Source organism: Streptomyces sp. NPDC005302 (genome assembly GCF_040607345.1).
Taxonomy (GTDB): domain Bacteria; phylum Actinomycetota; class Actinomycetes; order Streptomycetales; family Streptomycetaceae; genus Streptomyces.
The window spans coordinates 162,676-187,511 of record NZ_JBEXGN010000003.1; the positions used below are offsets into that span (position 1 = coordinate 162,676).

Sequence of the window (24,836 nt, forward strand, 5' to 3'; positions counted from 1 at the left end):
CTGTCCACACGGCCTTCCCGGCGAAGGCGCCCCGGCCGCGCCGCGAGCCGCCCCGCTCCTGCCGACGGGCCCGCCGCCGGCCCGCCCCCTTCCGCCGCGCGGGGGCCCCTACGTACCCCCGCCGATGCCGGGCGTGTCCTGGACCGGCGGGCCGAGCCTGCTCGACCCCGGCACCGAGTGCGACCCGTACCCGCTCTACCGCACCCTGCGGGGCCGCTACCCGCTGGTGTACGACGAGCCGTTCGGCGCCTGGCTGATCAGCCGGTACGCCGATGTGCGCGCCGCCCTCGCCGACCCCCGGCTCGCCGCTCCGGGACCGGGACCGGCCCTGGCCCACCTGGACTCCGGCGCGCGTGACGCCCACCGGGCCCTCGTGTCCCCGGCGTTCCAGGAGGGCGCGCCCGCCGTCCTGGCCGCCGGTGTCGAACGCACCGCGTACGTCCTGGCCCGTCGCCTGGCGTCCCGTCAGGAAGCCGATCTCGTGGCCGAGTTCTGCCAGTGGCTGCCCACCGCGGCGGTCGTCTCCGCCCTCGGGCTGCCGTACGAGGCCACCGCACGCGTGCACGCCCTGTGCCGGGCGGGCCTCGACCACCTCGGGGGACACCACCCCGCGCCGGCGGCCCTGCTGGGCCCGCACATCGCCCGCCGTCGCGCCCGGCCAGGCGACGACCTGCTGTCCCTGCTGTGCACGGCCCGGATGGACGGGCGGCCGCTCAGCGACGAGGCCGTGACGGGCGTGGCCGGGATCCTGCTGGGCGCGGGCGGCGGCACCACGGCACGGGCCCTCGCCACGTTCCTCGCCGACCTCCTCGACCACCCGCGCCAGTTGGACGCGATCCGGGAACGCCCCGAGCTGACGGACCGCGCCTGGGCCGAGTCCCTGCGCCGCGATCCGCCGCTGCAGGTGGTGCCGCGCCGCGCCCTGGAGGCGATCGGCCCGATTCCCGCGGGCGCCACCGTGGCCTGTCTGCTCGGCGCCGCGGGGCGCGACCCGGAACGGTTCGCGGACCCCGACCGCTACGACGTCTTCCGCGCCGACCCGGGCGCGCTCGCGTACGGCTCGGGACGGCACTTCTGCCCGGGCACCTCCCTCGCCCGGCTGACCGCGGTGCACGGACTGCGGGCCCTGCTCGACGTCCTGCCGCACCTCCGCCGGGTGCCGGGGGACAGGCCCCCGGCGGAGGGGCTGGTCAGCCGCTCGCCCCGGACCCTGCCGGTCCGGCTGGGCCCACCCGCTCCAGCAGCACCGCAGGCGACTGCCCGAAGAGATCCGCCACGCGTGCGTGCCCGGTGAACACCCGCTCCGGAACTGCGGGGGAGAGCACGTCGGCCCACCGCCCCTCCGGGAGCGCGAGCCGGGTCTCGCCCCAGCCGCCCGCCTCCGCGAGCCGCAGCGACAGCCGCGTGACGGCCGTGATCACCTCTCCGGACCGCACGAACGCCAGACAGTGCCCGGCAGCTGGACCCTCGGCGGACAGCGGCGCGTACGTCGCCACGTCACCGAAGACGTCGGGGCGCCGCGCCCGCAGCCGCAGCGCGGCCACCGTGAGCGTCACCTTCTCCGCGGAGGTGTCCCGGGGCGCGAACGCCCCGCGGTTGTCCGGGTCGACCAGCGCCCGGTACTCGCCCTCCGTGCCCTGGTACACGTCCGGCACTCCGGGCATCGTCAGGTGGACCAGGGCGGCCCCGAGGACGTTCGCCCGGACATGCGGTGCCAGCGAGGCGCGGAAGGCGGCCACGCGCCGCGCGGGAGGCCCGCACGGCCCCTCCGCCACGAATGCGGCCACCGCGTCCTCGTAGGCGGGGTCCCGCTCCGTCCAGGCGGTGTGCGTGCCGGCCTCCCGGATGTGCTTCATCAGCGCGTCCTGGACCCGCGCCTCGTAGGCCGCGGCGGAGCCGGCCGCGTCGCCGGTGACCGCCTCCTGCGCGGGACCGAGGCCGAACACCGTCTGCCACGCGGCCCACGCCACCTGCGGGTCCGGCATCCCGGCACCCTCGCGGGACACCTCCTCCAGGACGTCGGCCCAGCTGTCCGGGCACTGCGAGAGGACCGAGACGGCGGCGCGCACGTCGGCGCTGCGCTTGGTGTCGTGGGTCGACAGGACGGTCCCGCACACCGGCCAGTCGCGCTGGAGACGCGCGCAATAGGCGTGGAAGTCCTCCGGGGACACCGAGGGCCTGCCCGGATCACCGCCCACCTCGTTCGCGGACAGCAGGGGCACATAGCGGTAGAACGCCGTGTCCTCCACGGACTTGGCCCGCAGAGCCGACGACGTCTGCGCGAACCGGGCCCGGAACTCGGCCTGCTCCGGCCCGTCCCCGCCCCGGCCGAGCACCAGATCCCGTACGACGTCCACGGCGTGTGCCTCCTCCGGCACCGTGAACGCGGCCCTGGCCTCGTCGGCGGCCTGCTCGGTCACCACCAGGGAGGCGTCGGTGGACGGGTAGGGCCGGTACACCTCCAGACGGACCAGGAGTTCGCGCAGCGCGGCGCCGAGCGCCCAGGGGGCATGGTCGCGCAGGGCGGGGTCGGGTGAGGCGGCGCACAGCCGGCTCACCACGCGGGTGAGGCGGTCGACCTCCGTGGCCAGTTCGTGCGTGACCACCTTGTACGCGGCCCTCCGCACCGTCGACTCCCAGTGGCCGCCCCGGTCGGCCTGCGGTGCCGCGAACCGCCGGTACCGGCCGAGCAGCCGGCTCGCGCCCGCCGGATCGGCGAAGAGGCCGTCGACCTGGTGCAGCGCGTCGTACCCGGTGGTGCCCGCCACGGGCCACGCGGCCGGCAGCGGCTCGCCGTCCGCGAGGATCTTCTCCACCACCGTCCACCGCCCGCCGGTCGCCTCGTGCAGCCGGCGCAGATACGCGTCCGGGTCCGCGAGACCGTCCGGGTGGTCGATGCGCAGCCCCTCGACCACTCCCGCGTCGAGCAGTTCCAGGATCTTCCCGTGCGTCGCCGTGAACACCTCGGGGTCCTCGACCCGCACCCCGATCAGCTCCGAGATGCTGAAGAAGCGGCGGTAGTTCAGCTCGGTGCGGGCCAGCCGCCACCACGCCGGGCGGTACCACTGGGCGTCCAGGAGCTGCGGCATCGGCAGCTTCTCGGTGCCCGCGCGCAGCGGGAACACGTGGTCGTAGTAGCGCAGTATGTCGCCGTCGACCTTCAGGTGGCCGATCTCGGCGCCGAGCCGGTCCCCGAGCACCGGCAGCAGGATCCGGCCGCCCTGGGCCTCCCAGTCGATGTCGAACCACCGCGCGTACGGCGACTCGGGGCCCTCGCGCAGCACCTCCCACAGGGCACGGTTGTGGCGCGGGGCCATCGCCATGTGGTTCGGCACGATGTCGACGACGAGGCCGAGGCCGTGCTCCCGGGCGGTGCGGGCCAGCGAGCGCAGCCTCTGCTCACCGCCGAGTTCGGCCCGCACGCGCGCGTGGTCGACCACGTCGTAGCCGTGTGTCGAGCCCGGCACCGCCTCCAGGACGGGCGACAGGTGCAGGTGCGAGACGCCGAGCGAGGCCAGGTAGGGCACGGCCGCCTCCGCCCTCGCGAAGGGGAACTCCGGCTGGAGCTGGAGCCGGTACGTGGAGGTGGGTACGACGGGGGGCACCGGGCCGGGGACCACCGAGTCCGCCAACGCCGGTTCGGGACGCTCAGGTGTCATGGGGACTTACGTACCCGCCCCGCCGCCTTTCGTGTCACCCGGGGCGGGCATATGGCACGCACGGCGTCCGCGGGGGCACGGACGGGCCACGCCTCCGTGCCGTCGACGCGCGCACGGACGCGTGCGCCTCCGGGAAGGAGGCGCACGCGTCGGGTGCCGGTGGCCCGGCTGTCCTCAGGCGGGCCGCTGAAGCACCGTCATGCTCCGGTCGACGAGGGTCAGCCGGTCCCCAGCGTCCACCTTCGCGCCCGCGCCCGAGGCGATGCCCCCGGGGAGGGAGGTGTCGACGACGACCTGCCACTGGCGGCCGTGGTCGACCGGCACGACGAAGTCCAGGGACTTCGGTGAGGCGTTGAACAGCAGCAGGAAGGAGTCGTCGGCGATGCGTTCCCCGCGCGGGCCGGGCTCGGAGATCGCGTTGCCGTTCAGGAAGACCGACAGCGCACGGGCCGTCGCGGAACCCCAGTCGTGCTCGGTCATCTCCTGGCCCTCGGGCGTGAACCACGCGATGTCGGACAGCTCGTCGTGGGTTCCCTGGACGGGCCGTCCGTGGAAGAAGCGCCGCCGCCGGAAGACGGGGTGGTCGCGGCGCAGCCACACCATCGCGCGCGTGAAGTCGAGGAGTTCGCAGTCCTCCTCGGGCCACGGCACCCAGGCCAGCTCGCTGTCCTGGCAGTACGCGTTGTTGTTGCCGCCCTGGGAGCGGGCGAACTCGTCCCCGTGGCTGAGCATCGGCACGCCCTGGGAGAGCATCAGGGTGGCGATGAAGTTGCGCCGCTGCCGGCCGCGCAGCGCCAGGACGCCCTCGTCGTCCGTCTCGCCCTCGGCGCCGCAGTTCCACGAACGGTTGTGGCTCTCGCCGTCGCGGTTCTCCTCCCCGTTGGCGTCGTTGTGCTTGTCGTTGTAGGAGACGAGGTCGTTCAGGGTGAAGCCGTCGTGGCAGGTGACGAAGTTGATGGAGGCGAGGGGCCGCCGCCCGTCGTCCTGGTAGAGGTCGGAGGAGCCGGTCAGCCGCCCGGCGAACTCGGCGAGCGTGCGCGGCTCACCGCGCCACATGTCCCGTACGGTGTCGCGGTACTTGCCGTTCCACTCGGTCCACAGCGGCGGGAAGTTGCCCACCTGGTAGCCGCCCTCGCCGACGTCCCAGGGTTCGGCGATCAGCTTCACCTGGGAGACCACCGGGTCCTGCTGGACGAGGTCGAAGAACGACGACAGCCGGTCCACCTCGTGGAATTGGCGGGCCAGGGTGGCCGCCAGGTCGAAGCGGAAGCCGTCCACGTGCATCTCGGTGACCCAGTACCGCAGCGAGTCCATGATGAGCTGGAGCACGTGCGGGGAGCGCATGAGCAGCGAGTTGCCGGTGCCCGTGGTGTCCATGTAGTAGCGGGGGTCGTCCGCCAGCCGGTAGTACGAGGCGTTGTCCAGGCCCCGGAAGGACAGCGTGGGGCCCAGGTGGTTGCCCTCGGCCGTGTGGTTGTAGACCACGTCGAGGATGACCTCGATGTTCGCCTCGTGCAGGGCCCGGACGGCCGACTTGAACTCCAGGACCTGCTGGCCGCGGTCGCCCCAGGACGCGTACGCGTTGTGCGGGGCGAAGAAGCCGATGGTGTTGTAGCCCCAGTAGTTGTTGAGGCCCATGTCGACCAGACGGTGGTCGTTCACGAACTGGTGTACGGGCATCAGCTCCAGTGCCGTGACGCCCAGTTCCGTCAGGTGTTCGATGATCGCCGGGTGGGCGAGGGCCGCGTACGTGCCGCGCAGTTCGTCGGGAAGCGCCGGATGACGCATCGTGAGGCCCTTGACGTGGGCCTCGTAGAGCACGGTGTGGTGGTACTCCGTCCGGGGGCGCCGGTCGTCGCCCCAGTCGAAGTACGGATTCACCACGACGGACGACATCATGTGGGGGGCGGAGTCCAGGTCGTTGCGCTTGTCGGGCGACCCGAACGGATAGCTGTACACCTCCTCGCCCCACTTGATGGCGCCGGAGATCGCCTTCGCGTACGGATCGAGCAGCAGCTTCGCGGAATTGGCGCGCTGGCCGCTCTCGGGCGCGTACCGCCCGTGCACCCGGAAGCCGTACCGCTGCCCGGGCATGACGCCGGGCAGATACGCGTGCCGGACGAACGCGTCCGTCTCCCGCAGCTCCACGGCCGTCTCCGAGCCGTCGTCGTCCAGAAGACACAGCTCAATACGGTCGGCGGCCTCCGAGAAGACCGCGAAATTGGTACCGGCACCGTCGTACGTGGCACCGAGTGGATATGCCTCACCAGGCCAGACCTGCATGGATATGACTCTTCCAGTAGTGCCGTGCCCCTGGGGGCGAGTGCGAGTCGAGTCTCCCCGAAAGTGATGGAACCTCCAATGACTTACATCCCTCTTACCCCGCGACCAGGCATACCTCGTATGCCGAACCAGTGGGGCTTCGAACGACTCCTGGAAACACAGGGGGAGTAGGGGGAAATGTGCGCAGGACAGTGCACCGCCATCTGGGCAAGGTGGTGGCGGGCGCGGCCATCGCGGTGGCCGGTACGGCCGTGATGATCGGGATCACCCTTCCGGGCTCGGCGGGGGCCGACGACACCGGTGGGGGCAAGGGAGGCGGGGGAACCGCCGAGCAGGCCGCGGAGCAGGGACAGGCACCGGACGGCGCGGTACTGCCCGGTGTCGTCGAGCAGGCGCCGGCCCAGGGGGAGAAGGGCACCGGACGTGACCCGCTGACCGACGACGAGATGAAGCGTGTCGAGCGCATCGCGGTGAGCCGGCAGCTCTTCGACTCCAGCGAGAACGTCGAGGGGGCGCGCGGACCGCAGCGCCTCGGTATCGACCTCACCGAACCGGAGACGTCCGAACTGGACGACCCGAACGCGCCGCGGCGCGCCGACGTCTCCTTCTACGACTACAAGGACGACACGCTCGTCACCCGGACGGTCAACCTCGACACCGGGAAGGTCGAGCACACGGGCGTCCAGCACGACGTGCAGCCGCCGATCAGCCGCGCCGAGATGACCGAGGCCGCCGACCTGCTGATCGCCGATCCGCTCGCCGCGGGCCTGAAGGCCGACTACAAGGACGCGACCGGCAAGGACCTGACCTCGTCCGGCCAGCTCATCCTGAACAGCATGGTCTACCGCGCCACGCCCGGCGCGCAGCCCGCGGTCCTGGACGCCTGCGGCGTGCACCGGTGCGTGCGGCTCTTCCCGAAGGTCAAGAACGGGCCCTGGATCGACAGCCGTGACCTGGTGATCGACCTGAGCGCCCGCAAGGTCGGCAAGCTCGGCTGACCGCCGGCTGCCCACCCCTTCTTCCTTCCCACCTTCACCGCTTTCCGCAAGGAGTCACTTCCTCATGCGCGTCAACAGAAACAGCCGTGCCCGCAGCCGGGCGGCGGCGGGCCTCTCGGTGCTCGCCCTGGCCGCCGGCGCCGCGACGGCGGCGGGACCGGCCGTCGCCCAGCCCAAGGCAGCCCCGGCACCGGCCCCCGACTGCAGCGCCGCCTACCGGATCGAGCAGAAGCTCGCCACCGGCACCACCTGGCGGATGTGCTGGCACTACGAGAGCGAGGCCGGGCTCGTCCTGGAGGACATCTCCTACCAGCCTCCCGGCGAAGCGGCACCGATCAAGGTCCTCAGCACCGCCAAGCTCGCCCAGATCGACGTCCCCTACGACGACGGCTCGGTCGAGTACAGCGACCTGACGGGCGCCGGCTTCGGCCAGGGCCTGATGGGCATGGCCCCCACCGAGTGCCCGGGCGGCACCATCAAGACGGTCAAGGTCCCCGAGGCCTGGGACCCGCAGCACGCGAACGTCAAGGGGCTGTGCACCACGACCCGTTCACGCGGCCACGCCTACCGGATGCAGGCCGACACCGGGAACAAGGTCTTCCAGAAGCAGGGCAAGGACCTGCTCGTCTACACCGTCAACAAGGTCGGCTGGTACGAGTACATCACCGAGTGGCGCTTCCAGGACGACGGCACCGTCAACATGAACGTCGGCGCCACCGGCAGTCTCTCGCCCGGTGACTACGACGCGGGCGACGGCCGCGGCTGGCCGCTCGGCAAGGGCGCCAAGGACTACGCCACGAGCCACAGCCACAACGTCTTCTGGCGGCTCAACTTCGGCCTCGACGGCTCCTCCAAGGCCAAGGTCGAGCAGTACGACTCCACGGTCAGTCCGCCCGCGCGCGGAGGCGAGGCGCCCAGCAAGAAGACCACCCTCACGAAGGTCACCAAGGAACTCGCGGGCGACGCCAAGAACTCGCGCTGGTGGCGTGTCGTCAGCAACTCCGGCAAGAACAAGGACAACCACGCCCGCTCCTACGAGCTGATCCCGGGCGCGACGACCAAGTACCTCGGCCGCACCTTCACCCAGCACGACGTCTACTTCACCGAGTACAACAAGTGCGAGCAGTTCGCCAGCGACAACCTGCGCAACTGCGGTGCCGGGCACGGCAAGTCCGTCGACAAGTGGGTCGGCGGGCAGACCCTCACCCACCCCGTGGTCTGGGTCAACGTGGGCTTCCACCACATCGCCCGCGACGAGGACCAGCAGCCCATGCCGGTCCACTGGCAGGGCTTCTCCATCGCCCCGCGGGACGTCACCGCTATGAATCCGCTCACTCCGCCGGAGCTGGCGAACCAGAACGGGCAAGTGGAACCGCGGTAGTTGGGAAACAGCCTGTCCATCGGGCTGCACCGCCGACCGCTCCCGGAGTACCCTTCCTTGATCGTTGATTGGGGCCTGGCCCCTGGGGATTGCTCGGGGGAGCGGAAGGCGGTGCGCGGGTGGGCTCGGGAGGGCTGGAGCTGCCTCCTGGTGACGAGGGTCACGAGGGGAACTCCACAGATGTCCCACCCGGCGCGGTGTCACTGGCACGGCCGATGGAGATGGGATCCATTGGACCGGAACTGGACTGGGGCGCCGACGCCTGGCGCGAGGTGCGCACCCGCGCGCAGCGGGCCGGCCGCGCCTACATCTGGCTGAACCTCGTCGAACAGCGGCTGCGCGCGGTCGTGGCCGCTGTCCTGCGCCCCATCTACGAACCCGTCCACGGCGACGACTGGGTGGTCGCCGCCGCGGGACCCGCCGGACAGGAGTGGGTGCAGCGCGCGGTCGCCGTTCGCGAAGTCAGCCGCCGCAAGGGGTACTTGCTCGACCCGGCCGACGACAACGTGCTGAGCTTCCTCACCCTGCCGCAGCTGCGCGAGCTGATGGTGCAGCACTGGCCCTGCTTCGAGCCGTACTTCGACGAGCGCCGCGACGTCGAACTCGCCCTGGACGAACTGGAAGTGACCCGGAACGTCGTCTCGCGCAACCGCGCCCTGTCCGAGGCGGTCCTCGGCCAGGCGGAGCGGGCCGCCGGGAAGCTCCTGGAGATCCTCGGCGCCGGCAGCGACGTGCCGTCCGCGCGCCGGCTGCCCGTCGACGCCGTCGAGGAACTCGTCGGCGACCGGTACGCGGACGTCGTCGGTGTCCACTCCGACCGCGTACGGCTGCTGCGGCAGTTCCCCGCCGAGGACCTCTTCGGGGGCGCCCGCCGGCTCGACGCGATCGGCATCGGGCTGAACCTGCTGGTGCAGAACTTCTCCGGACGCAGGCTCGTCCGCCTCGCCGAGTCCGGCTGCCGGGTCCGTCTGCTGTTCCTGAACCCCGCCTCCAGCGCTGTGAAGCGGCGGGAGCGTGAACTCGGTATCAAGCGCGGCGAGTTGAGCCGCGCCGTCGAGATGAACATCCTGCACATGCGGCGGGTGCGGTCCAAGCTGCGTGACCCGGACGCCTTCGAGATCCAGGTCTTCGACGAGACCCCCCGCTTCACCGCCTACCTCGTGGACGGGGACGGCTCGGACGGCATCGCGGTCGTGCAGTCGTACCTGCGCCGTACGCGCGGCATGGAGGCGCCGGTGCTCGTACTCCGGGGCGGCAGCCGCACGGTCAAACCGGACGACAAGGACGAAGAGGGTCTCTTCCCGACGTATCGCGAGGAGTTCGAGACGGCTTGGGCGGATTCGCGGCCCGTGTCCTGAAAGGGCCCACCTGGCGCACCCGCCCCGCCCGCACCCGTCCGGCGCCGAGCGGAACGCGGTCCCCGGATTGTCAGTGGCCCGTGCGATTGTGGAGACCACTGGGGGAAAGCACCACGAAGAAGGGGGGCCACCCATGAGCTGGCACCGGGAGCTGCTGATCGGCTTCGACCTGGAGACGACCGGGACCGATCCGCGCGAGGCGCGCATCGTCACGGCTGCCGTGATCGAGGTCAGGGACGGCGAGCCGAGAGGGCGCCGCGAGTGGCTGGCCGATCCGGGCGTGGAGATCCCGGCCGACGCGGTGGCCGTGCACGGGATCACGAACGAGCGGGCGGCCGCGGAGGGCCGGCCCGCCGACGAGGTCGCCGAAGCGCTCGCCGACGTCCTCACCGGCTACTGGAAGACGGGCGTCCCCGTCGTCGCGTACAACGCCGCCTTCGACCTCACGCTGCTCTCCGCCGAACTGCGGCGCCACGGACTGCCGTCGCTGCGCGACCGGCTCGGCGGCAGCGACCCGGCGCCGGTCATCGACCCGTACACGATCGACCGCTCCGTCGACCGGTACCGCCGGGGCAAGCGCAACCTCGAAGCCGTCTGCACCGAGTACGGCGTGGCCCTGGACACCGCGCACGACGCCTCGGCCGACGCGCTCGCCGCCGCCCGGCTCGCCGGCGCGATAGCCGGCCGCCACCCCAAGGTGGCGTCCCTCGGCCCCGCCGAACTGCACCGCAGCCAGATCGAGTGGTACGCGGCGTGGGCCGCCGACTTCCAGAGCTTCCTGCGCCGCAAGGGCGAGGCCGACGCCGTGGTGGACGGGACCTGGCCGCTGCGCGACCTGGCCGACGAACACGTCTGAGCCGGACCGCCCGCCCGTCCTGCCCCGCGCCACCCGTCAAGGGCTCCGGCGTGCGGGTCAGAAGGGGTACCAGCGGACGGTTTCGTCGCCGTCCCGCAGTGAAGCGACCCGGCGTTCGAACTCGGCCCGTGCCCTGGGGTTGGCCGGCGCGTGCTGGGCGACCCAGGCGCAACTGGCGGTCTCCCGGGCGCCCCGCAGCACCGAGCAGCCCTCCCACGCCCGGACGTCCCAGCCGTAGGTCTCGGTGAACGCGTCGTACGCCTCGGCCGCGAGTCCGTAGCGGTCGCGGGAGAGCGCCATGACCACCAGGTCGTGCTCGCGCAGATCGGCGGAGAAGGTCTCCAGGTCGACCAGCACCGGACCGTTCGGGCCGGCATGGACGTTGCGCGGCAGCGCGTCGCCGTGGATCGGGCCCGGCGGCAGCTGCGGGGTGAGCGCCGCGGCGGCCGAGGCGAAACCGTCCCGCCGCTCCCGCAGGTACGCGGCGTCCGCGGGGTCGATCGCGTCGCCCGCCAGCCGCAGCCACCGCTCCACACCGCCGAGGAGTTCCCGGGGCGGCAGGGCGAAGCCGGGGGCGGGCAGCGCGTGCACGATCCGCAGCAGTTCGGCCAGATCACGGGGCTCGGCGGGGCGTACGGCATCGGGCAGCCGGTGCCACACCGTCACCGGGTGCCCGTCGACCAGCAGCGGCGCGGGCTCGGCGGCCCGCACCGCGGGAACGTCCGACGCGGCCAGCCAGCCGGCGATGTCCAGTTCCCGCCGTGCGCGGTCGAGGAGTTCCGCGTCCCGGCCCACCTTCACGACCAGGTCGCCGGCGGCGAACACCGCGTTCTCGCCGAGGGCGAGGAGCGTCGCGTCCCGCGCCGGCCCCGGCAGTACGTCCGCCGCGGCCAGTACGTCCCGCGCCCGTGCCTCGTCCATCGCTCGCCTCCGTGTCCTCGCGCGCGGCCCGCGCGCTCCCGCTCGTCACGGCGTCGGGTTCACGCCATCCGTCCGCCAGTGTCGCATTGCCACAGGTCGGACCAGGTGCACGGTGTCTTGACGACCCACAGCGCCTTCACGACCATGACGGGGGCCGCCGGGACGGCCGGACCCCAAGAGCCGCCCGAAGGAGCTGAGTCACTTGACCTTGACGGCCAGGGCGGAGCGCTCGGCGCGGGGAGCGCCGCGCGCCCCGGGCCGGGACGGCGGGCGCGCCGATCACAGCGCCTGGTTCCTGGTGCTGCCCGCGCTGATCCCCATCCTGGTGCTCAGCGTCGGACCGCTGCTGTACGGGATCGGGCTGGCGTTCACCGACTCCCAGTCCGGACGGACGGCTCCCACGCGCTGGGTGGGCGGGCTGAACTTCCAGGACCTGTGGCACGACACCCTGTTCTGGGAGTCGTTCCGGATCGGGCTCGTGTGGGCGGTCGGAGTGACCGTCCCGCAGTTCCTCCTCGCGCTCGGACTGGCCCTGCTGCTCAGCCAGGACCTGAGACTGCGCCGGCTGGCCCGCGCCCTCGCGATCATCCCCTGGGCCATGCCCGAGGTCGTCGTCGGCATCATGTGGCGGCTCGTCTACAACCCGGACGCGGGCATCCTCAACGAGACCCTGCGCGACCTCGGTCTCGGTGACGGCCGGGACTGGCTGAGCGGACTCGGTACGGCGCTGCCCGCGGTCGTCGTCGTCGGTGTCTGGGCGGGCATGCCGCAGACGACGGTCGCCCTGCTCGCCGGACTGCAGAACACCCCGCGTGAACTGCACGAGGCGGCCGCGATGGACGGCGCGGGCGCCTGGCGCCGCTTCCTGACGGTCACCTGGCCCGCGCTGCGACCGGTCGCCCTCGCGATCACCGCGCTCAACTTCATCTGGAACTTCAACTCGTTCGCGCTGGTCTACGTGCTGACCAACGGCGGTCCGGGCGGCCGGACGCGGCTGCCGATGCTCTTCGCCTACGAAGAGGCCTTCCGCTACGGGCAGTTCGGGTACGCGGCGGCGATGGGCTGCGTGATGGTCGCGGTGATCTCGGTGATCCTCGCCGTGCGGCTCGTGGCTACGCTCAGGGGAGGCGACGACCGATGAGGACCCGCGCAGGAGCCCGGGCAGGGCAGTACGCGGCACTGCTCTGCTATCTCGTCTTTCTCGCCTTTCCCTTCCTCTGGCTGATCTCCACCGCCTTCAAACCGGCCCGGGAGCTGGCGAGTCTGCACCCCACATGGATCCCCCGCGACCCGACGCTCGCCAACTTCCGGCAGGCCTTCGACGAGCAGCCGCTGCTGCGCGCGGCGGCCAACTCCCTCACCGCGGCCCTCGGCGCGTCCCTGATCGCCGTGGTGATCGCGACGCCGATGGCCTACGTCATCGCCCGGCACCGCACCCCGCTCGCGAAGGCGGCCACCGGGTGGGTCGTGGTCAGCCAGGCCTTCCCCTTCGTCCTGGTGATCATCCCGCTGTTCCTCGTGCTCAAGAACCTGCGGCTGATCGACTCGATGACCGGGCTGGTCATGGTGTACGTGGTGTGGGCGCTGCCGTTCGCGCTGTGGATGCTCGTCGGGTACGTACGGGCGGTACCCGCCGAGCTGGAGGAGGCGGCCGCGGTCGACGGGGCTGGCACAGTGCGCACGCTGGTGTCCGTCACCGCCCCGCTGCTGGCGCCGGGCATCGTGGCGACCGCGCTGTTCGCGTTCATCAGCGCCTGGAACGAGTTCTTCTTCGCGCTGGTCCTTCTCAAGACCCCGGAGAAGCAGACCCTCCCGGTCGTCCTCACGCACTTCATCGGCGCGGAGGGTGTCGCGGACCTCGGACCGCTGGCCGCGGCGGCGTTCCTCGCGACACTGCCGTCCCTGGTGGTGTTCGCGCTCATCCAGAAGCGGATCACGGGCGGCATGCTCGCCGGGGCGGTGAAGAGCTGATGCGGACACGGTTTCTGACGGTCCTCGCCGTCCTCGGCCTGCTCCTCACCGCCTGCACGGACGGCGGCGGCGAGGCGCACGGCGTGATCATCCTGCGCTTCCAGTCCCTCGCCTGGCAGCAGGACTCCGTCACCGCCAACAAGGAGCTGGTGAAGGAGTGGAACGCGAGCCACCCCGGTATCAAGGTCGAGTACGTGCAGGGCAGTTGGGACAGCATCCACGACCAGCTGCTGACCTCCTTCGAGGGCGGCGAGGCCCCGGACATCATCCACGACGCCTCGGACGATCTCGCGGACTTCGCGTACGGCGGCTACCTCGCCGACCTGCGCGAACTGCTGCCGTCCCGGCTGAAGTCGGACATCCCGCGGCGGAGTTGGGAGGCCGCGACTTTCGGTGACGGGGTCTACGGCGTGCCCTTCCTCCAGGAGCCGCGTGTCCTCGTCGCCAACTCCCGCCTGCTGAAGGCGTCCGGCGTGCGTGTTCCCACCCCGGACCGGCCCTGGAGCTGGGGCGAGTTCCGCTCGGTGGGGAGGAAGCTCAGCGCGAAGGGTACGTACGGCGTCGCGTGGCCGCTGAAGGAACCGGTCTCGGCGACGCTCAACCTCTCCCTGTCGGCGGGCGGCAGGCTGTTCCACCGGGGAGCGGACGGCAAGGTGACCGTGCGCTTCGGGGACGCCGACGCCGTGGTGCCGCGGACCGTGCGCGACACGGTGGCGACGGACCACAGCGCGTCGGGCGCCACGCTCGGCATGGGCGGGTCCGACACGCTGCCCGGCTTCTTCGGCGGCAAGTACGCGATGGTCCCCCTCGGCTTCTCCTACCGCCAGCAGATCGCGCAGCAGGCCCCGAAGGGCTTCGACTGGCAGGTGCTGCCCGCGCCGGCCGGAGCGGACGGGCTCACCCAGGGTGTCAGCCCGCAGACCCTCTCGATCGCCGAGGACAGTCCGCACAAGAAGGAGGCCGCGGCGTTCCTCGACTTCCTGCTGCGGCCGAAGAACATGGTGCGGCTCGCCCTCGGCGACTGGATGCTGCCCACCGGGACACAGGCGCTGCGCGATCCGGCCCTGCACACCGCCAAGAACGACTGGGCCACCGGCACCGCGCTCGCGGACCGGCTGCGCCCCGCGCCCGCCCAGTCCGTGCGCGGCTATCCGGAGTGGAAGGACAAGGTGGCGACCCCCGCGTTCCAGGAGTACTACAGCGGCGCGATCGGCCTGCGTGAGCTGCGCGAGCGTCTGGAGAGGGACGGGAACCTGGTGCTGGCCCGCTACCAGCGCTGAGGCCGGCCGGCGTTAATGAGTGGACGAGACGTATCGTCTCGCTTATGGTCGACGCATGACCAGTCGACCTGCCCATATCGCCATGTTCTCCATCGCCGCGCACGGCCATGTGAACCCGAGCATCGAGGTGATCAGGGAACTCGTCGCCCGCGGCCACCGGGTCACGTACGCGATCCCGCCCGCCTTCGCCGGCAAGGTGGCCGAGACCGGCGCCGAACCGAAGCTCTGGGACTCGACCCTGCCCACCGACGACGACCCGGACGCGTGGGGGACCGAACTGATCGACAACATCGAGCCGTTCCTCGCCGACGCCCTCCAGGCCGAACCGCAGCTCGCCGCGGCGTACGCGGGCGACGAGCCGGACCTCGTGCTGTACGACATCACCGCCTACCCGGCCCGCGTGCTCGCCCACCGCTGGGGTGTCCCCCTCGTGCAGCTCTCGCCGAGCATGGTGGCCTGGGAGGGCTACGACGAGGAGGTCGGCAAGCCCCTGTTCGAGCCGCTCAAGCAGACCCCGCGCGGCAAGGCCTTCTACGAGACCTTCGCCGGCTGGATCGCGGGGAACGGCATGGACCTGAGCGTCGAGGACTTCATGGGCCGCCCCGACCGCTGCCTCGTGCTCATCCCGCGGGCCCTGCAGCCCAACGCCGACCGGGTCGACGAGGAGCGCTACACCTTCGTCGGCGCCTGCCAGGGCGACCGCGCCGCGCAGGGCGAGTGGCGGCGGCCCGCCGGTGCCGGGCGGGTGCTGCTCGTGTCCCTGGGGTCCAGCTTCACCAAGCAGCCCGCGTTCTACCGCGCGTGCGTGGAGGCGTTCGCCGACCTGCCGGACTGGCATGTCGTCCTGCAGATCGGCAAGTTCGTCGATCCCGCGGAGCTGGGCGAGCTGCCCGGCAATGTGGAGGTGCACTCCTGGGTGCCGCAGCTGTCCGTCCTGCGGCAGGCCGACGCGTTCATCACCCACGCGGGCGCCGGCGGCAGCCAGGAGGGCCTCGCCACCGCCACGCCGATGGTCGCCGTACCGCAGGCGGCCGACCAGTTCGGCAACGCCGACATGCTCCAGGCGCTCGGCGTCGCCCGCCACCTGTCGACGGCCGAGGCGTCGGCCGCGGCGCTGCGGGAAGCGGTCCTCGCGGTCGCCGACGACCCCGAGGTGGCGCGGCGGCTCGAGGAGATCCAGGAGCGGATGGCGAAGGAAGGCGGCACCCGCGGGGCGGCGGATCTCATCGAGGCGCGACTGCGCGGCTGAGCCGGCGGGAGGGCAAGGCGCCGCGGCCGTACGGAAAGACCGCCGGAATGTCACCGTCCAGGGGTCTTTCGGTGCCGCCGCGTCATGGTTGCGCGCGAACGGTGAAGTCCTGGCGCGCATCGGATAACGGCCGGGCATTTGTGTAACGCTCAGGTAACGCGGCGCTCACCGAGCCTATCCATCGACCCGGTAATCAAAGAGACCGTTACCCCTTCCAAAAGGTTGCACGGAGCGGATCTTGCGACTTTGGTAAGGGGATTCCTAGCGTGAGGTTAATTCCAGTCGAACACCAGGAAGTTGACCCATGCGATCCACACGCCGAGACATACCGGACCTCGCCGAGGTACGCCGCATCACGGAGAAGAAGCGCGACGCCTGGTGGACGGTGCTGCTCGTCGATCCGGTCGCCACGCCTCTGGTGCGGCAGCTCGCGCTGCGGACGAGGGTCACGCCGAACCAGATCACCTGGGGCGCCTTCCTCCTCGGGCTGGCCTCGGCGGCCTGCTTCGCGCTCGGTGACTGGCGCTGGCTCGTCGCGGGCGCGGTCATCTACCACGTGAGCTTCATCTTCGACTGCATGGACGGCAAGCTCGCCCGGCTGACCGGTCAGAGCTCGGTGTTCGGCGCCTGGCTGGACTTCGTCTTCGACCGTATCCGGGTGGCCGTGTGCGCGATCGCGCTGATGGGCGGCCAGTACGAGCGCACGGGGGAGACGCTGTACATCTGGCTGGCGCTCGCCGTCGTCGGCCTCGACACCCTGCGCTACATCAACTCCCTGGAGATCTTCAAGATCCGCCACTCGATGCGGAAGCAGATCAAGTCGAGGATGCGGGAGGCGCGCCGCGCGGAGAACCAGGCCGAACTGAGCTTCATGGAGGACCTGCTGCGCGACAACCCCGAGGCCGACATCGAGCAGGACATGACGAGGGCCGAGGAAGCCGCCGCGACGCGCAACGCGGTGGAGAACGCGGCGGAGATCGAGGCGGAGGCGCCGGTGGGCGTGATGCCCGTCGCCCCGGCCCGTGTCATCGACCTCCAGCAGGAGTTCCGCCGGCGGTTCCCGGCATATCTGCGACTGCGGTCGTACCTGCTGCGGCATCGGATTCGCGCCCACCTGGTGAGCGGTATCGAATTCCAGATGGGCGTCTTCATGATCGGCCCGCTGATCGACTCCGTCATGGGGGCGACGATCGTCTCCGGAGTGCTGCTTCTCGTCTTCGAACTCGCCATCATCTACAAACTGCTGCTGTCCACCCGGGACTTCACGCGCACGATCGACTCCTTCGAGCGCGACTCGGTGGCCAAGGCCGCCTGAGCCCTCCTCGCCCTCGCGGCGGGACGGCGAGGTGGCCGGGGCGGACACGCGCCCCGGCCACCCGATCCGACCGGCCCCCGGCGGCATCGCCGACGGGGGCCGACTCTTTGTCAGGCTCCCACCCGCTCGCCCTCCACGGCCGCCGGCGGGGTCGGTGCGACCGCCTCGGCCGCCTCGTCGTGGGTCAGGTCGGGCATCCGGTTCAGCCACTTCGGCAGGTACCAGTTGTGCTCGCCGAGCAGCGCCATCACCGCGGGGAGCAGGACACCCCGAATGATCGTCGCGTCGATGAGCACGGCGGCCGCCAGGCCCACGCCCATCTGCTTCATGGACTGCATGGACAGGGTCCCGAAGATCGCGAAGACGGCGACCATGATGACGGCGGCGCTGGTGACCACGCCCGCCGTGGTGACCACCCCGTGCCGGATCGCGTCCTTGGTGTCACGGCCCCGTAGCCGCGCCTCACGGATCCGGGAGACCACGAACACGTGGTAGTCCATCGAGAGCCCGAAGAGGATCACGAAGAGGAACAGCGGCAGCCAGGCCACGATGGCGCCGACCCCCTCCGCGCCCACCAGGGAGGCGCCCCAGCCGTGCTGGAAGACGGCGACCAGGATTCCGTACGCGGCGGCCACCGACAGCAGGTTGAGCACGATCGAGGTGATCGCGATGGTCAGCGAACGGAAGGAGACGAGCATCAGCAGGAAGGCGAAGACGACCACGAAGGCGAAGACCGGGGTCACCGAGCCGATCAGCTGGTCGTTGAAGTCGTGCGATCCCGCGACCTGTCCGGTGATCGGCGCCTGGACGCCCTCGACCTTGCCGAGCGTCTCGGGACGTACCGTGTCCCGCAGCAGCTGAAGGCTCTTCGCCGCCTTGTCCTGGTCGGAGCCGCCGACCAGCGGTACGTAGACGAAGGCCACGTTGTGGTCTGCGTGCACCTTGATGTCGACCGGTCCGCGTGAGGCGCCCGAACTGACCGCCCGCTCGCGGAAGTCGGCGAGCGCCGCCTTCACGTCGCCCGCGTTGATGTTCCGCGCCTTGACGACCACCTCGGCGGGCTCGGAGCCGCCGGGGAAGGCGTCGTTCACGCGGTTGTAGGTGCCCACGATCGGCAGCGAGTCACCGAACTCCTGGTCCAGGGTGAGCTGCTGGGTCTTCATGCCGAGGGCCGGAGCCGCGATGGCGAGCAGGGCGCCCGTCGCGACCATGAGGGATATCGCGGGCCTGGCGAGCACGACCCGCAGGACCGCGCCCCAGAACCGGCTGCCCTCCGCGGCCGGACGCCGGTTCGTCCGGCCTCCGTTCGCGTCGCGTCGCTTGGCCCGGTGCAGGAACGGCACGCGGCCCTTCTCGACGCGCTCGCCGAGGAGGGAGAGCAGCGCGGGCAGCACGGTGACCGAGCCGACCATGGCGACCGCGACGACCATCAGCGAGGCCAGGCCCATCGCCTCGAACTCCGCGAGGCCGGTGAAGAGCATGCCCGCCATCGCCACGCACACCGTGACACCCGAGACGATGATGGCGCGGCCACTGGTCGCGGCGGCGATCCGCAGGGCGGTCGCGGCGTCCCGGCCGGCCTCGCGCTCCTCGCGCTCGCGCCGCAGGTAGAACAGGCAGTAGTCGACGCCGACGGCCAGACCCACCAGCAGCATCACGGAGTTGGCCGTGTCGCTCATCGGCATCAGATGGCTGACGACGCCCATGAGGCCCATCGTCGCGATGATGGCGGTGACCGCGAGCGCGACCGGGAGCAGCGCCGCCACCAGTGCGCCGAACGCGATGAGCAGGATGCCCAGCGCCACCGGTACGGCGGACAGCTCGGCCTTCTGGAAGTCGTCGCCGAACGCGTCGTCGTACTGCTTCATCATGCTCGCGCCGCCGATCTCCTCGATCCGCAGCCCCGCGTGGTCCTTCCGGACGCCCTCGACGGCGTTCAGCACGGGTTCGACGCGCTCTCCCGCCGTGTCGGAGTCGCCGCGCATGTCGAACTGCACGAGCGCGCTGCGGCCGTCCTTCGAGACCGTCCCCGTGTCGTACGGCGAGGTCACGTCGGTGACCTTTCCGGTGGCGTCAACGGCCTTGACGACAGCGGCGACCGCGCTCCTGAAGTCGGAGTCCGTGGCCCTGCCGGCCGCGTCCTTCGCCTGCACCAGCACCGACTCGCTGGCCGGCTCCTCGATGCCGGCATCCTCGATGATCTTGGCCGCGGTGTGCGTCTCGCCCTTGAGCTGGTCGCTCTCGTTGACGTCGACACGGCCCGCCGCCGAGCCGAGGCCCATCGCCAGGACGACGAACAGCACCCAGATCCCGACGGCCGCCCATCGGTGCCGGGCGCTCCAGCCGCCTGCCCGGGCGGCGATGCCCCGCACCCGTGTGTGTCCGTTTCCCATGACGGGCCAGCCCCCTTGTGCACGGTGACAGCCCCTGCCGTCACCTTCCACCACGACGGTATGGGCCGCGGCGGGGCGTCTCGTCGTGCTGCCCGGTGAGGCGCGGACCCGTCGTCTCCTCCCCGCGGACCCCGGCACCCTCCGCACTGCGGAGGAGCAAGCCCCTTACACGTAAAGGCAGTTCTAGGGGACGCGGGTCAGGGTCGGGACGGCCGTGTCCGATGTGTCGAAGCGGGACCCTTTTGTCATTTCGAAACCTTGTTGATTAAGTCACAGCTGCATGAAGGTGTTGATCTGTGCGGGCCGATCGGCCAGGGTTTCGTGCCAACCGCCGGGTAACTTCCGTTTCCCGGCGGGGCGTAGCGGTGCTGCCGCATGCGGCGACACCGCCACGAACCCCCCACACATCCCCCCACGAACACCACGAGGAGACCCCTCTTCATGGCAACTCACCAGCGTGCCCGCAGGACGAGGCTGACCGCGGCCATAGCCACCGCGGCCACCGTCGCCGGCGTGACCGTGATGGCCTCCACGGCCGGCGCCGCCACCCCGGCCGAGGGCAAGGTGTACGGACTCGACGCCAAGGGCGCCGTCTCCGGCAGCTACATCGTTCTGCTCGACGACAAGACCAGCAGGGACGCCGAGCAGGACCTCGCGAAGGAGTACGGAGGCGCCCTCGGACGCGCCTACGCCTCGGCCGTCAACGGCTTCTCCGCGTCCGGCCTTTCGGAGACCGAGGCCAAGCGGCTGGCCGCCGACCCGTCCGTCGCGAAGGTCGTGCAGAACAAGAAGTTCCACATCGACGCCACCCAGGACGACCCGCCGTCCTGGGGCCTGGACCGCATCGACCAGAGCGCCACCGCCGGCGACGCCAAGTACACCTACCCCGACGCGGCGGGCGAGGGCGTCACCGCGTACGTCATCGACACCGGCGTCCGTGTCGGCCACCAGGACTTCGGCGGCCGCGCCTCCTCCGGCTTCGACGCGATCGACAACGACGACGACGCGAACGACGGCAACGGCCACGGCACGCACGTCGCGGGCACCATCGCCGGCACCGAGCACGGCGTCGCCAAGAAGGCGAAGATCGTCGCGGTCCGCGTCCTCGACGACTCCGGCTCCGGCACCACCGAGCAGGTCGTCGCCGGAATCGACTGGGTCACCCGGCACCACTCCGGTCCCTCGGTCGCCAACATGTCGCTCGGAGGCGGCGTGGACGAGGCCCTCGACGCGGCCGTGACCAAGGCCGTCGCTTCCGGCGTCACCTTCGCCGTCGCCGCCGGCAACGAATCCGCCGACGCGAGCACCAGCTCCCCGGCCCGCGTCCCCGAGGCCATCACGGTCGCCTCCTCCACCAAGGACGACCGGCAGTCGGACTTCTCCAACTTCGGCAAGGGCGTGGACATCTACGCGCCCGGTTCGGCCATCACCTCCGACTGGAACACCTCCGACTCGGCCACCAACACCATCTCCGGCACCTCGATGGCCACGCCGCACGTCACCGGCGCCGCCGCCGTCTACCTCGCCGGTCACCCGGACGCCACACCCGCCCAGGTCTCCGCCGCGCTCACCGGCGGCGCCACCGCCGACAAGATCTCCAACCCGAGTTCAGGTACGCCCAACAAAGTCCTGAAGGTCGTCGAGTAGCCCCATGGACCGCGGCCGTCGTGCCCACCCCCACGGGGCACGACGGCCGCTTTATGGTGTGCGGATGACGACGACGTACGCGGCGCTGTTGCGCGGCATCAATGTGGGCGGCGCGAAGAAGGTGCCGATGGCCGAGCTGCGCACCCTGCTGGAAGGTCTCGGCCACGGCGACGTCCGTACGTATCTGCAGAGCGGGAACGCCGCGTTCAGCAGCGCGCACGGTGACGAGGAGAGCCTCGCCGCCGAACTGTCCACGGCCATCGAGGAGCGGTTCGGGTTCGGCGTCGGCGTCCTCGTCCGCGACCACCGCTATCTGAAGGCCGTACGGGAGGCGTGCCCGTTCCCGGCCGCCGAGCTGGAGGCCAAGCAGGTGCACGTCACCTACTTCTCGGACCCCGTCGACGCCGAATGCTTCGCCTCCGTCGAGCCCGCGGCCTTCCTCCCCGAGGAGTTCCGCCTCGGCGACCGCGCCCTGTACCTGTACGCGCCCGACGGCCTCGGCCGTTCCCGGCTCGCGGACGCGCTGGCCAGACCCCGGCTGCTCAAGGGTGTGCTCGCCACCACCCGGAACTGGAACACCGTCGTCAAACTGGAGGAGCTGACCGGTGTCTGAGCGCAACCCCGCCGTCGAGGCCGCCGTCGAGGGCGAACTGCGCCTGCTCGACCCCGAGGTCCGCCGCTCCGCCGACCTCGTCGGCACGCTGCTGCATCCCGACTTCTACGAGTTCGGCTCGTCCGGCCACATCTGGGACCGCGCCTCGATCATCGCGGCGCTGGGCGCCGAGACGGAGACCGGCGGCCACAGCACCACCTCGCGCATGAAGGGCGTCCAGCTCGCCGCGGACCTCGTGCACCTGACGTTCGACACCGACAACAACGGCCGCCGCGCGCACCGTAGTTCGCTGTGGCGGCGGTCCGGCGACGGCTGGCTGCTCTACTTCCACCAGGGCACCCCCTTCGGCGCCACCGAGGCCTGACCGGTCGCGGCATTCCGGGTGGCCGCTACACCCTTCTGTGCGAGGCTCGTCGTATGCGCTACATCATCATCGGGGCGGGAGCGGTCGGCGGGGCCATCGGCGGACGGCTGGCCGAGGCCGGGCACGAGGTCGTTCTCGTCGCACGGGGAGCCCACCTCACGGCGCTGCGCGCCGACGGCCTGCGGCTCGTGACACCCGAGGGCCCACGCGTCCACCGGCTCCGCGCCGTGGAGGGACCGGCCGAACTCGGCGAACTGCGCCCCGACGACGTGCTCGTGCTCACCGTCAAGACCCAGGACGGCGAGGCCGCGCTCAGGGACTGGGGGGCCGCCCCCGTGCGGGGCGGCGGCTCGGCCGCGGAACGGCTCCCGGTCGTGTGCGCGCAGAACGGCGTGGAGAGCGGGCGTCTCGCGCTGCGCCGCTTCCACCGGGTGTACGGCGTCTGCGTCTGGCTGCCCGCCACCTTCGTCGAACCGGGCACCGTCGCGGCCGCCGGCACCCCGCTCACCGGCATCCTGCACCTCGGCCGGTATCCGGACGGCACCGACGACACGCTGCGCCGGATCGCCGCCGACCTGGAGACGGCGCACTTCGAGGCGCCGGTCGTGCCCGACGTGGCGCGCTGGCAGTACGCCAAGCTCCTCGGCAACCTCGCCAACGCGATCGAGGCGGTCAGTGGCGTCCTCGGCGGCGAGGAGGGGCTGGAGCTGTTCACCCGGGTACGGGCGGAGGGCGCCGCGGTCCTGGACGCCGCCGGGATCGCGTACGCGGGTGACGAGGAGCAGAGCCGGGCCCGCGCCGACAAGATCACCTTCAAGCCCTTCGACGGCTCCCCGCGCCGTGGCGGTTCCTCCTGGCAGTCCCTCGACCGCGGCACCGGCACCATCGAGGCCGACTACCTCAACGGTGAGATCGCCCTGCTGGGCCGGCTGCACGGCGTACCGACCCCGCTCAACGACCTGCTCCAGAGGCTGGCGAACACCTTCGCCCGTGAACGTCGGCCCGCGGGGTCGATGCCGGTGACGGAACTGGTCCGCCTCGCCGACGAGGCTGTCGCGTTTGTTCAAGAGGACCCGCCGCCGCGTCCCTAGCGTGGTAGCCATGAACGACACGAAGACGAACGACGCGTACAGGAACGTGCACCCGCACATGGTCGAATGCGCCGCCGAGGCCGCCCGCCTGGCCCGCGGCGTCACCGCGGCGCAGCTGTCGGAGCCCTCGCACTGCGCGGACTGGGACGTGCGCACCCTGGTCGACCACTGGGTCCTCTACACGGCGCACGGCCTGGAACACCGGGCCCTGCGCACACCGCTCCCCGACGAACTGACCGCGCGCGACTTCACCGCCGACCCCGGCTGGGCCGAGGCCTACGCCGAGCAGCTCGACCGCGCGGTCGCCGCCTGGGACGATCCCGTCGTGTGGGAGGGCGAGATCGGCCTCGGCACGGCGAGCCTGCCCGCCGTGGACATCGCCTCGATGATCGTCAAGGAGATGGCCGTGCACGGCTGGGACGTGGCCGCCGCCACCGGACAGCCGTTCCGCATCTCGGACGAGGCCGCCCGCTTCGTTCTCGACGTGGTCGACACCCACGCCGAGATCTACCGCCGCTACGACGGCTTCGCCGACCCCGTGGACGTGCCCGACGACGCGCCCGTCTTCGACCGGGCCCTCGCCCACAGCGGCCGAGACCCGCGCCTCTCGGCGGTGTGAACCGGAGCCTGTCGCCGCGGGCGTCGGGATAGCCCGTCCGGTGCCTCGCGGTGCCGCGGACGAAGCACCGACGACGCGACGGGACGCCGGATCAGGCGCCGAGCGCCGCCAGGGCGGGCATCCGGGCCTCGTCGTAGCGGTCCAGCAGGACCCGGGCCACCTCCGGCGCGGGACCGAGGACGTCGGCGAGGACATCCGCCCCCTCCGCGCCCCGCGCGATGCGGTCCGGGAGGAAACCGGGGGCCAGTACGTACGGGGCGACGGCCACGCGTTCGCAGCCCAGCGCCCGCAGTTTGCGCACCGCGTCCTCGGTGCGCGGCAGAGATGCGGAGGCGAACGCGGGCCGCACGGCGCACCAACCGGTGTGCCGCCACTCCCGCGCGATTGCTGCGATCACCGCGATCGCCTCCGGGTCGGTGGACCCCGCCGAGGCCAGTACGACCCCGGTCGAGGACTTGTCGGCGGGCGTCAGCCCGGCCTCGTACAGCCGGCGTTCGAGCGCCGCCGTCAGCAGCGGCGACGGGCCGAGCACCTCGGCCTGGCGCACCCGCATCCTGGACGGCGCCTCGCGCAGCACCGCGGGGATGTCGGACTTGGCGTGGAAGGCGCGCGTCAGCAGCAGCGGCAGCGCCACCACGTCCCGCACCCCCTCCGCGTCCAGGGACGCCAACACCCCTTGCACCGAAGGGACGTTGAAGTCGAGGAAGCCGGTCTCCACGCGCAGGCCCGGGCGCGCCGCGCGCACCCGCCGCACCAGGGCGTGCACCGTCGCGGCATGCCGCGGATCGCGGCTGCCGTGGGCGATGACGACGAGGACGGGACGCTCGGGCCTGCTCAT

General features: G+C 71.6%; 20 protein-coding genes. 15 read left to right on the forward strand and 5 right to left on the reverse strand.

Annotation, left to right across the window (positions count from 1 at the left end; translation table 11 throughout):
* The first annotated feature begins 133 nt into the window (after positions 1 to 133).
* Positions 134 to 1,294 (forward strand): cytochrome P450, encoded by a 1,161-nt coding sequence (locus tag ABZT74_RS05290; RefSeq protein WP_356433454.1) that lies wholly within the window; start codon positions 134 to 136, stop codon positions 1,292 to 1,294.
* Here ABZT74_RS05290 and treY read toward each other — a convergent pair.
* Positions 1,191 to 3,659, reverse strand: coding sequence for a malto-oligosyltrehalose synthase (gene treY, locus ABZT74_RS05295; RefSeq protein ID WP_356433455.1), 2,469 nt, complete (start codon positions 3,657 to 3,659; stop codon positions 1,191 to 1,193). The genes ABZT74_RS05290 and treY overlap by 104 nt on opposite strands.
* Before the next feature lie 174 nt (positions 3,660 to 3,833).
* Complete coding sequence (gene glgX, locus ABZT74_RS05300; protein ID WP_355869136.1) at positions 3,834 to 5,942, reverse strand: glycogen debranching protein GlgX; 2,109 nt, start codon at positions 5,940 to 5,942, stop codon at positions 3,834 to 3,836.
* A gap of 179 nt (positions 5,943 to 6,121) precedes the next feature.
* Between glgX and ABZT74_RS05305 the strand changes: the two genes are divergently transcribed.
* The 4 genes from ABZT74_RS05305 (at position 6,122) to ABZT74_RS05320 (ending at position 10,535) form a co-directional block, all read left to right on the forward strand.
* Positions 6,122 to 6,940 carry a Tat pathway signal sequence domain protein gene (locus ABZT74_RS05305; protein WP_356165158.1) on the forward strand — a complete coding sequence of 273 codons (819 nt, stop codon included), beginning with the start codon at positions 6,122 to 6,124 and terminating at the stop codon, positions 6,938 to 6,940.
* Between the two features lie 64 nt (positions 6,941 to 7,004).
* Positions 7,005 to 8,321 carry a copper amine oxidase gene (locus ABZT74_RS05310; protein ID WP_356165161.1) on the forward strand — a complete coding sequence of 439 codons (1,317 nt, stop codon included), beginning with the start codon at positions 7,005 to 7,007 and terminating at the stop codon, positions 8,319 to 8,321.
* Between the two features lie 119 nt (positions 8,322 to 8,440).
* The gene (locus tag ABZT74_RS05315; protein ID WP_355869145.1) at positions 8,441 to 9,679 is read left to right on the forward strand and encodes an SAV2148 family HEPN domain-containing protein; all 1,239 of its coding nucleotides are present in this window, start codon (positions 8,441 to 8,443) and stop codon (positions 9,677 to 9,679) included.
* A gap of 133 nt (positions 9,680 to 9,812) precedes the next feature.
* Positions 9,813 to 10,535 carry a 3'-5' exonuclease gene (locus ABZT74_RS05320; RefSeq protein WP_356433456.1) on the forward strand — a complete coding sequence of 241 codons (723 nt, stop codon included), beginning with the start codon at positions 9,813 to 9,815 and terminating at the stop codon, positions 10,533 to 10,535.
* A gap of 57 nt (positions 10,536 to 10,592) precedes the next feature.
* Here ABZT74_RS05320 and ABZT74_RS05325 read toward each other — a convergent pair whose 3' ends face one another.
* On the reverse strand, positions 10,593 to 11,456 hold the full coding sequence (locus tag ABZT74_RS05325; protein WP_356433457.1) for an aminoglycoside phosphotransferase family protein: 864 nt from the start codon (positions 11,454 to 11,456) through the stop codon (positions 10,593 to 10,595).
* Between the two features lie 202 nt (positions 11,457 to 11,658).
* Between ABZT74_RS05325 and ABZT74_RS05330 the strand changes: the two genes are divergently transcribed.
* The 5 genes from ABZT74_RS05330 to ABZT74_RS05350 all read left to right on the forward strand — a co-directional run bounded on the left by ABZT74_RS05330 (position 11,659) and on the right by ABZT74_RS05350 (position 17,271).
* Positions 11,659 to 12,597 carry a sugar ABC transporter permease gene (locus ABZT74_RS05330; RefSeq protein ID WP_356433458.1) on the forward strand — a complete coding sequence of 313 codons (939 nt, stop codon included), beginning with the start codon at positions 11,659 to 11,661 and terminating at the stop codon, positions 12,595 to 12,597.
* Positions 12,594 to 13,427, forward strand: coding sequence for a carbohydrate ABC transporter permease (locus ABZT74_RS05335; RefSeq protein ID WP_356433459.1), 834 nt, complete (start codon positions 12,594 to 12,596; stop codon positions 13,425 to 13,427). The genes ABZT74_RS05330 and ABZT74_RS05335 overlap by 4 nt, the downstream gene beginning before the upstream one ends.
* Positions 13,427 to 14,707, forward strand: coding sequence for a sugar ABC transporter substrate-binding protein (locus ABZT74_RS05340; protein ID WP_356433460.1), 1,281 nt, complete (start codon positions 13,427 to 13,429; stop codon positions 14,705 to 14,707). The genes ABZT74_RS05335 and ABZT74_RS05340 overlap by 1 nt, the downstream gene beginning before the upstream one ends.
* 55 nt (positions 14,708 to 14,762) lie before the next feature.
* Positions 14,763 to 15,956 (forward strand): macrolide-inactivating glycosyltransferase, encoded by a 1,194-nt coding sequence (gene mgt, locus ABZT74_RS05345; RefSeq protein ID WP_356433461.1) that lies wholly within the window; start codon positions 14,763 to 14,765, stop codon positions 15,954 to 15,956.
* 304 nt (positions 15,957 to 16,260) lie between these two features.
* Positions 16,261 to 17,271 carry a CDP-alcohol phosphatidyltransferase family protein gene (locus tag ABZT74_RS05350; protein ID WP_356433462.1) on the forward strand — a complete coding sequence of 337 codons (1,011 nt, stop codon included), beginning with the start codon at positions 16,261 to 16,263 and terminating at the stop codon, positions 17,269 to 17,271.
* A gap of 110 nt (positions 17,272 to 17,381) precedes the next feature.
* Here ABZT74_RS05350 and ABZT74_RS05355 read toward each other — a convergent pair whose 3' ends face one another.
* On the reverse strand, positions 17,382 to 19,664 hold the full coding sequence (locus ABZT74_RS05355) for an MMPL family transporter (protein ID WP_356433463.1): 2,283 nt from the start codon (positions 19,662 to 19,664) through the stop codon (positions 17,382 to 17,384).
* 441 nt (positions 19,665 to 20,105) lie between these two features.
* On the opposite strand from ABZT74_RS05355, the gene ABZT74_RS05360 reads away from it, so the two are divergent.
* The 5 genes from ABZT74_RS05360 (at position 20,106) to ABZT74_RS05380 (ending at position 23,998) form a co-directional block, all read left to right on the forward strand.
* Complete coding sequence (locus ABZT74_RS05360; protein WP_356433464.1) at positions 20,106 to 21,311, forward strand: S8 family serine peptidase; 1,206 nt, start codon at positions 20,106 to 20,108, stop codon at positions 21,309 to 21,311.
* 64 nt (positions 21,312 to 21,375) lie between these two features.
* A complete protein-coding gene (locus ABZT74_RS05365) occupies positions 21,376 to 21,924 on the forward strand; it encodes a DUF1697 domain-containing protein (protein WP_356433465.1) in 549 nt (182 codons plus the stop codon).
* Positions 21,917 to 22,288 carry a nuclear transport factor 2 family protein gene (locus ABZT74_RS05370; RefSeq protein ID WP_355869178.1) on the forward strand — a complete coding sequence of 124 codons (372 nt, stop codon included), beginning with the start codon at positions 21,917 to 21,919 and terminating at the stop codon, positions 22,286 to 22,288. The genes ABZT74_RS05365 and ABZT74_RS05370 overlap by 8 nt, the downstream gene beginning before the upstream one ends.
* Before the next feature lie 53 nt (positions 22,289 to 22,341).
* Entirely contained in the window at positions 22,342 to 23,379 is a 1,038-nt protein-coding gene (locus tag ABZT74_RS05375) for a 2-dehydropantoate 2-reductase N-terminal domain-containing protein (RefSeq protein ID WP_356433466.1), read from the forward strand.
* Positions 23,380 to 23,389: 10 nt separating this feature from the next.
* The gene (locus ABZT74_RS05380; RefSeq protein ID WP_356433467.1) at positions 23,390 to 23,998 is read left to right on the forward strand and encodes a TIGR03086 family metal-binding protein; all 609 of its coding nucleotides are present in this window, start codon (positions 23,390 to 23,392) and stop codon (positions 23,996 to 23,998) included.
* 91 nt (positions 23,999 to 24,089) lie between these two features.
* Here ABZT74_RS05380 and ABZT74_RS05385 read toward each other — a convergent pair whose 3' ends face one another.
* A complete protein-coding gene (locus ABZT74_RS05385) occupies positions 24,090 to 24,836 on the reverse strand; it encodes a sirohydrochlorin chelatase (protein ID WP_356433468.1) in 747 nt (248 codons plus the stop codon).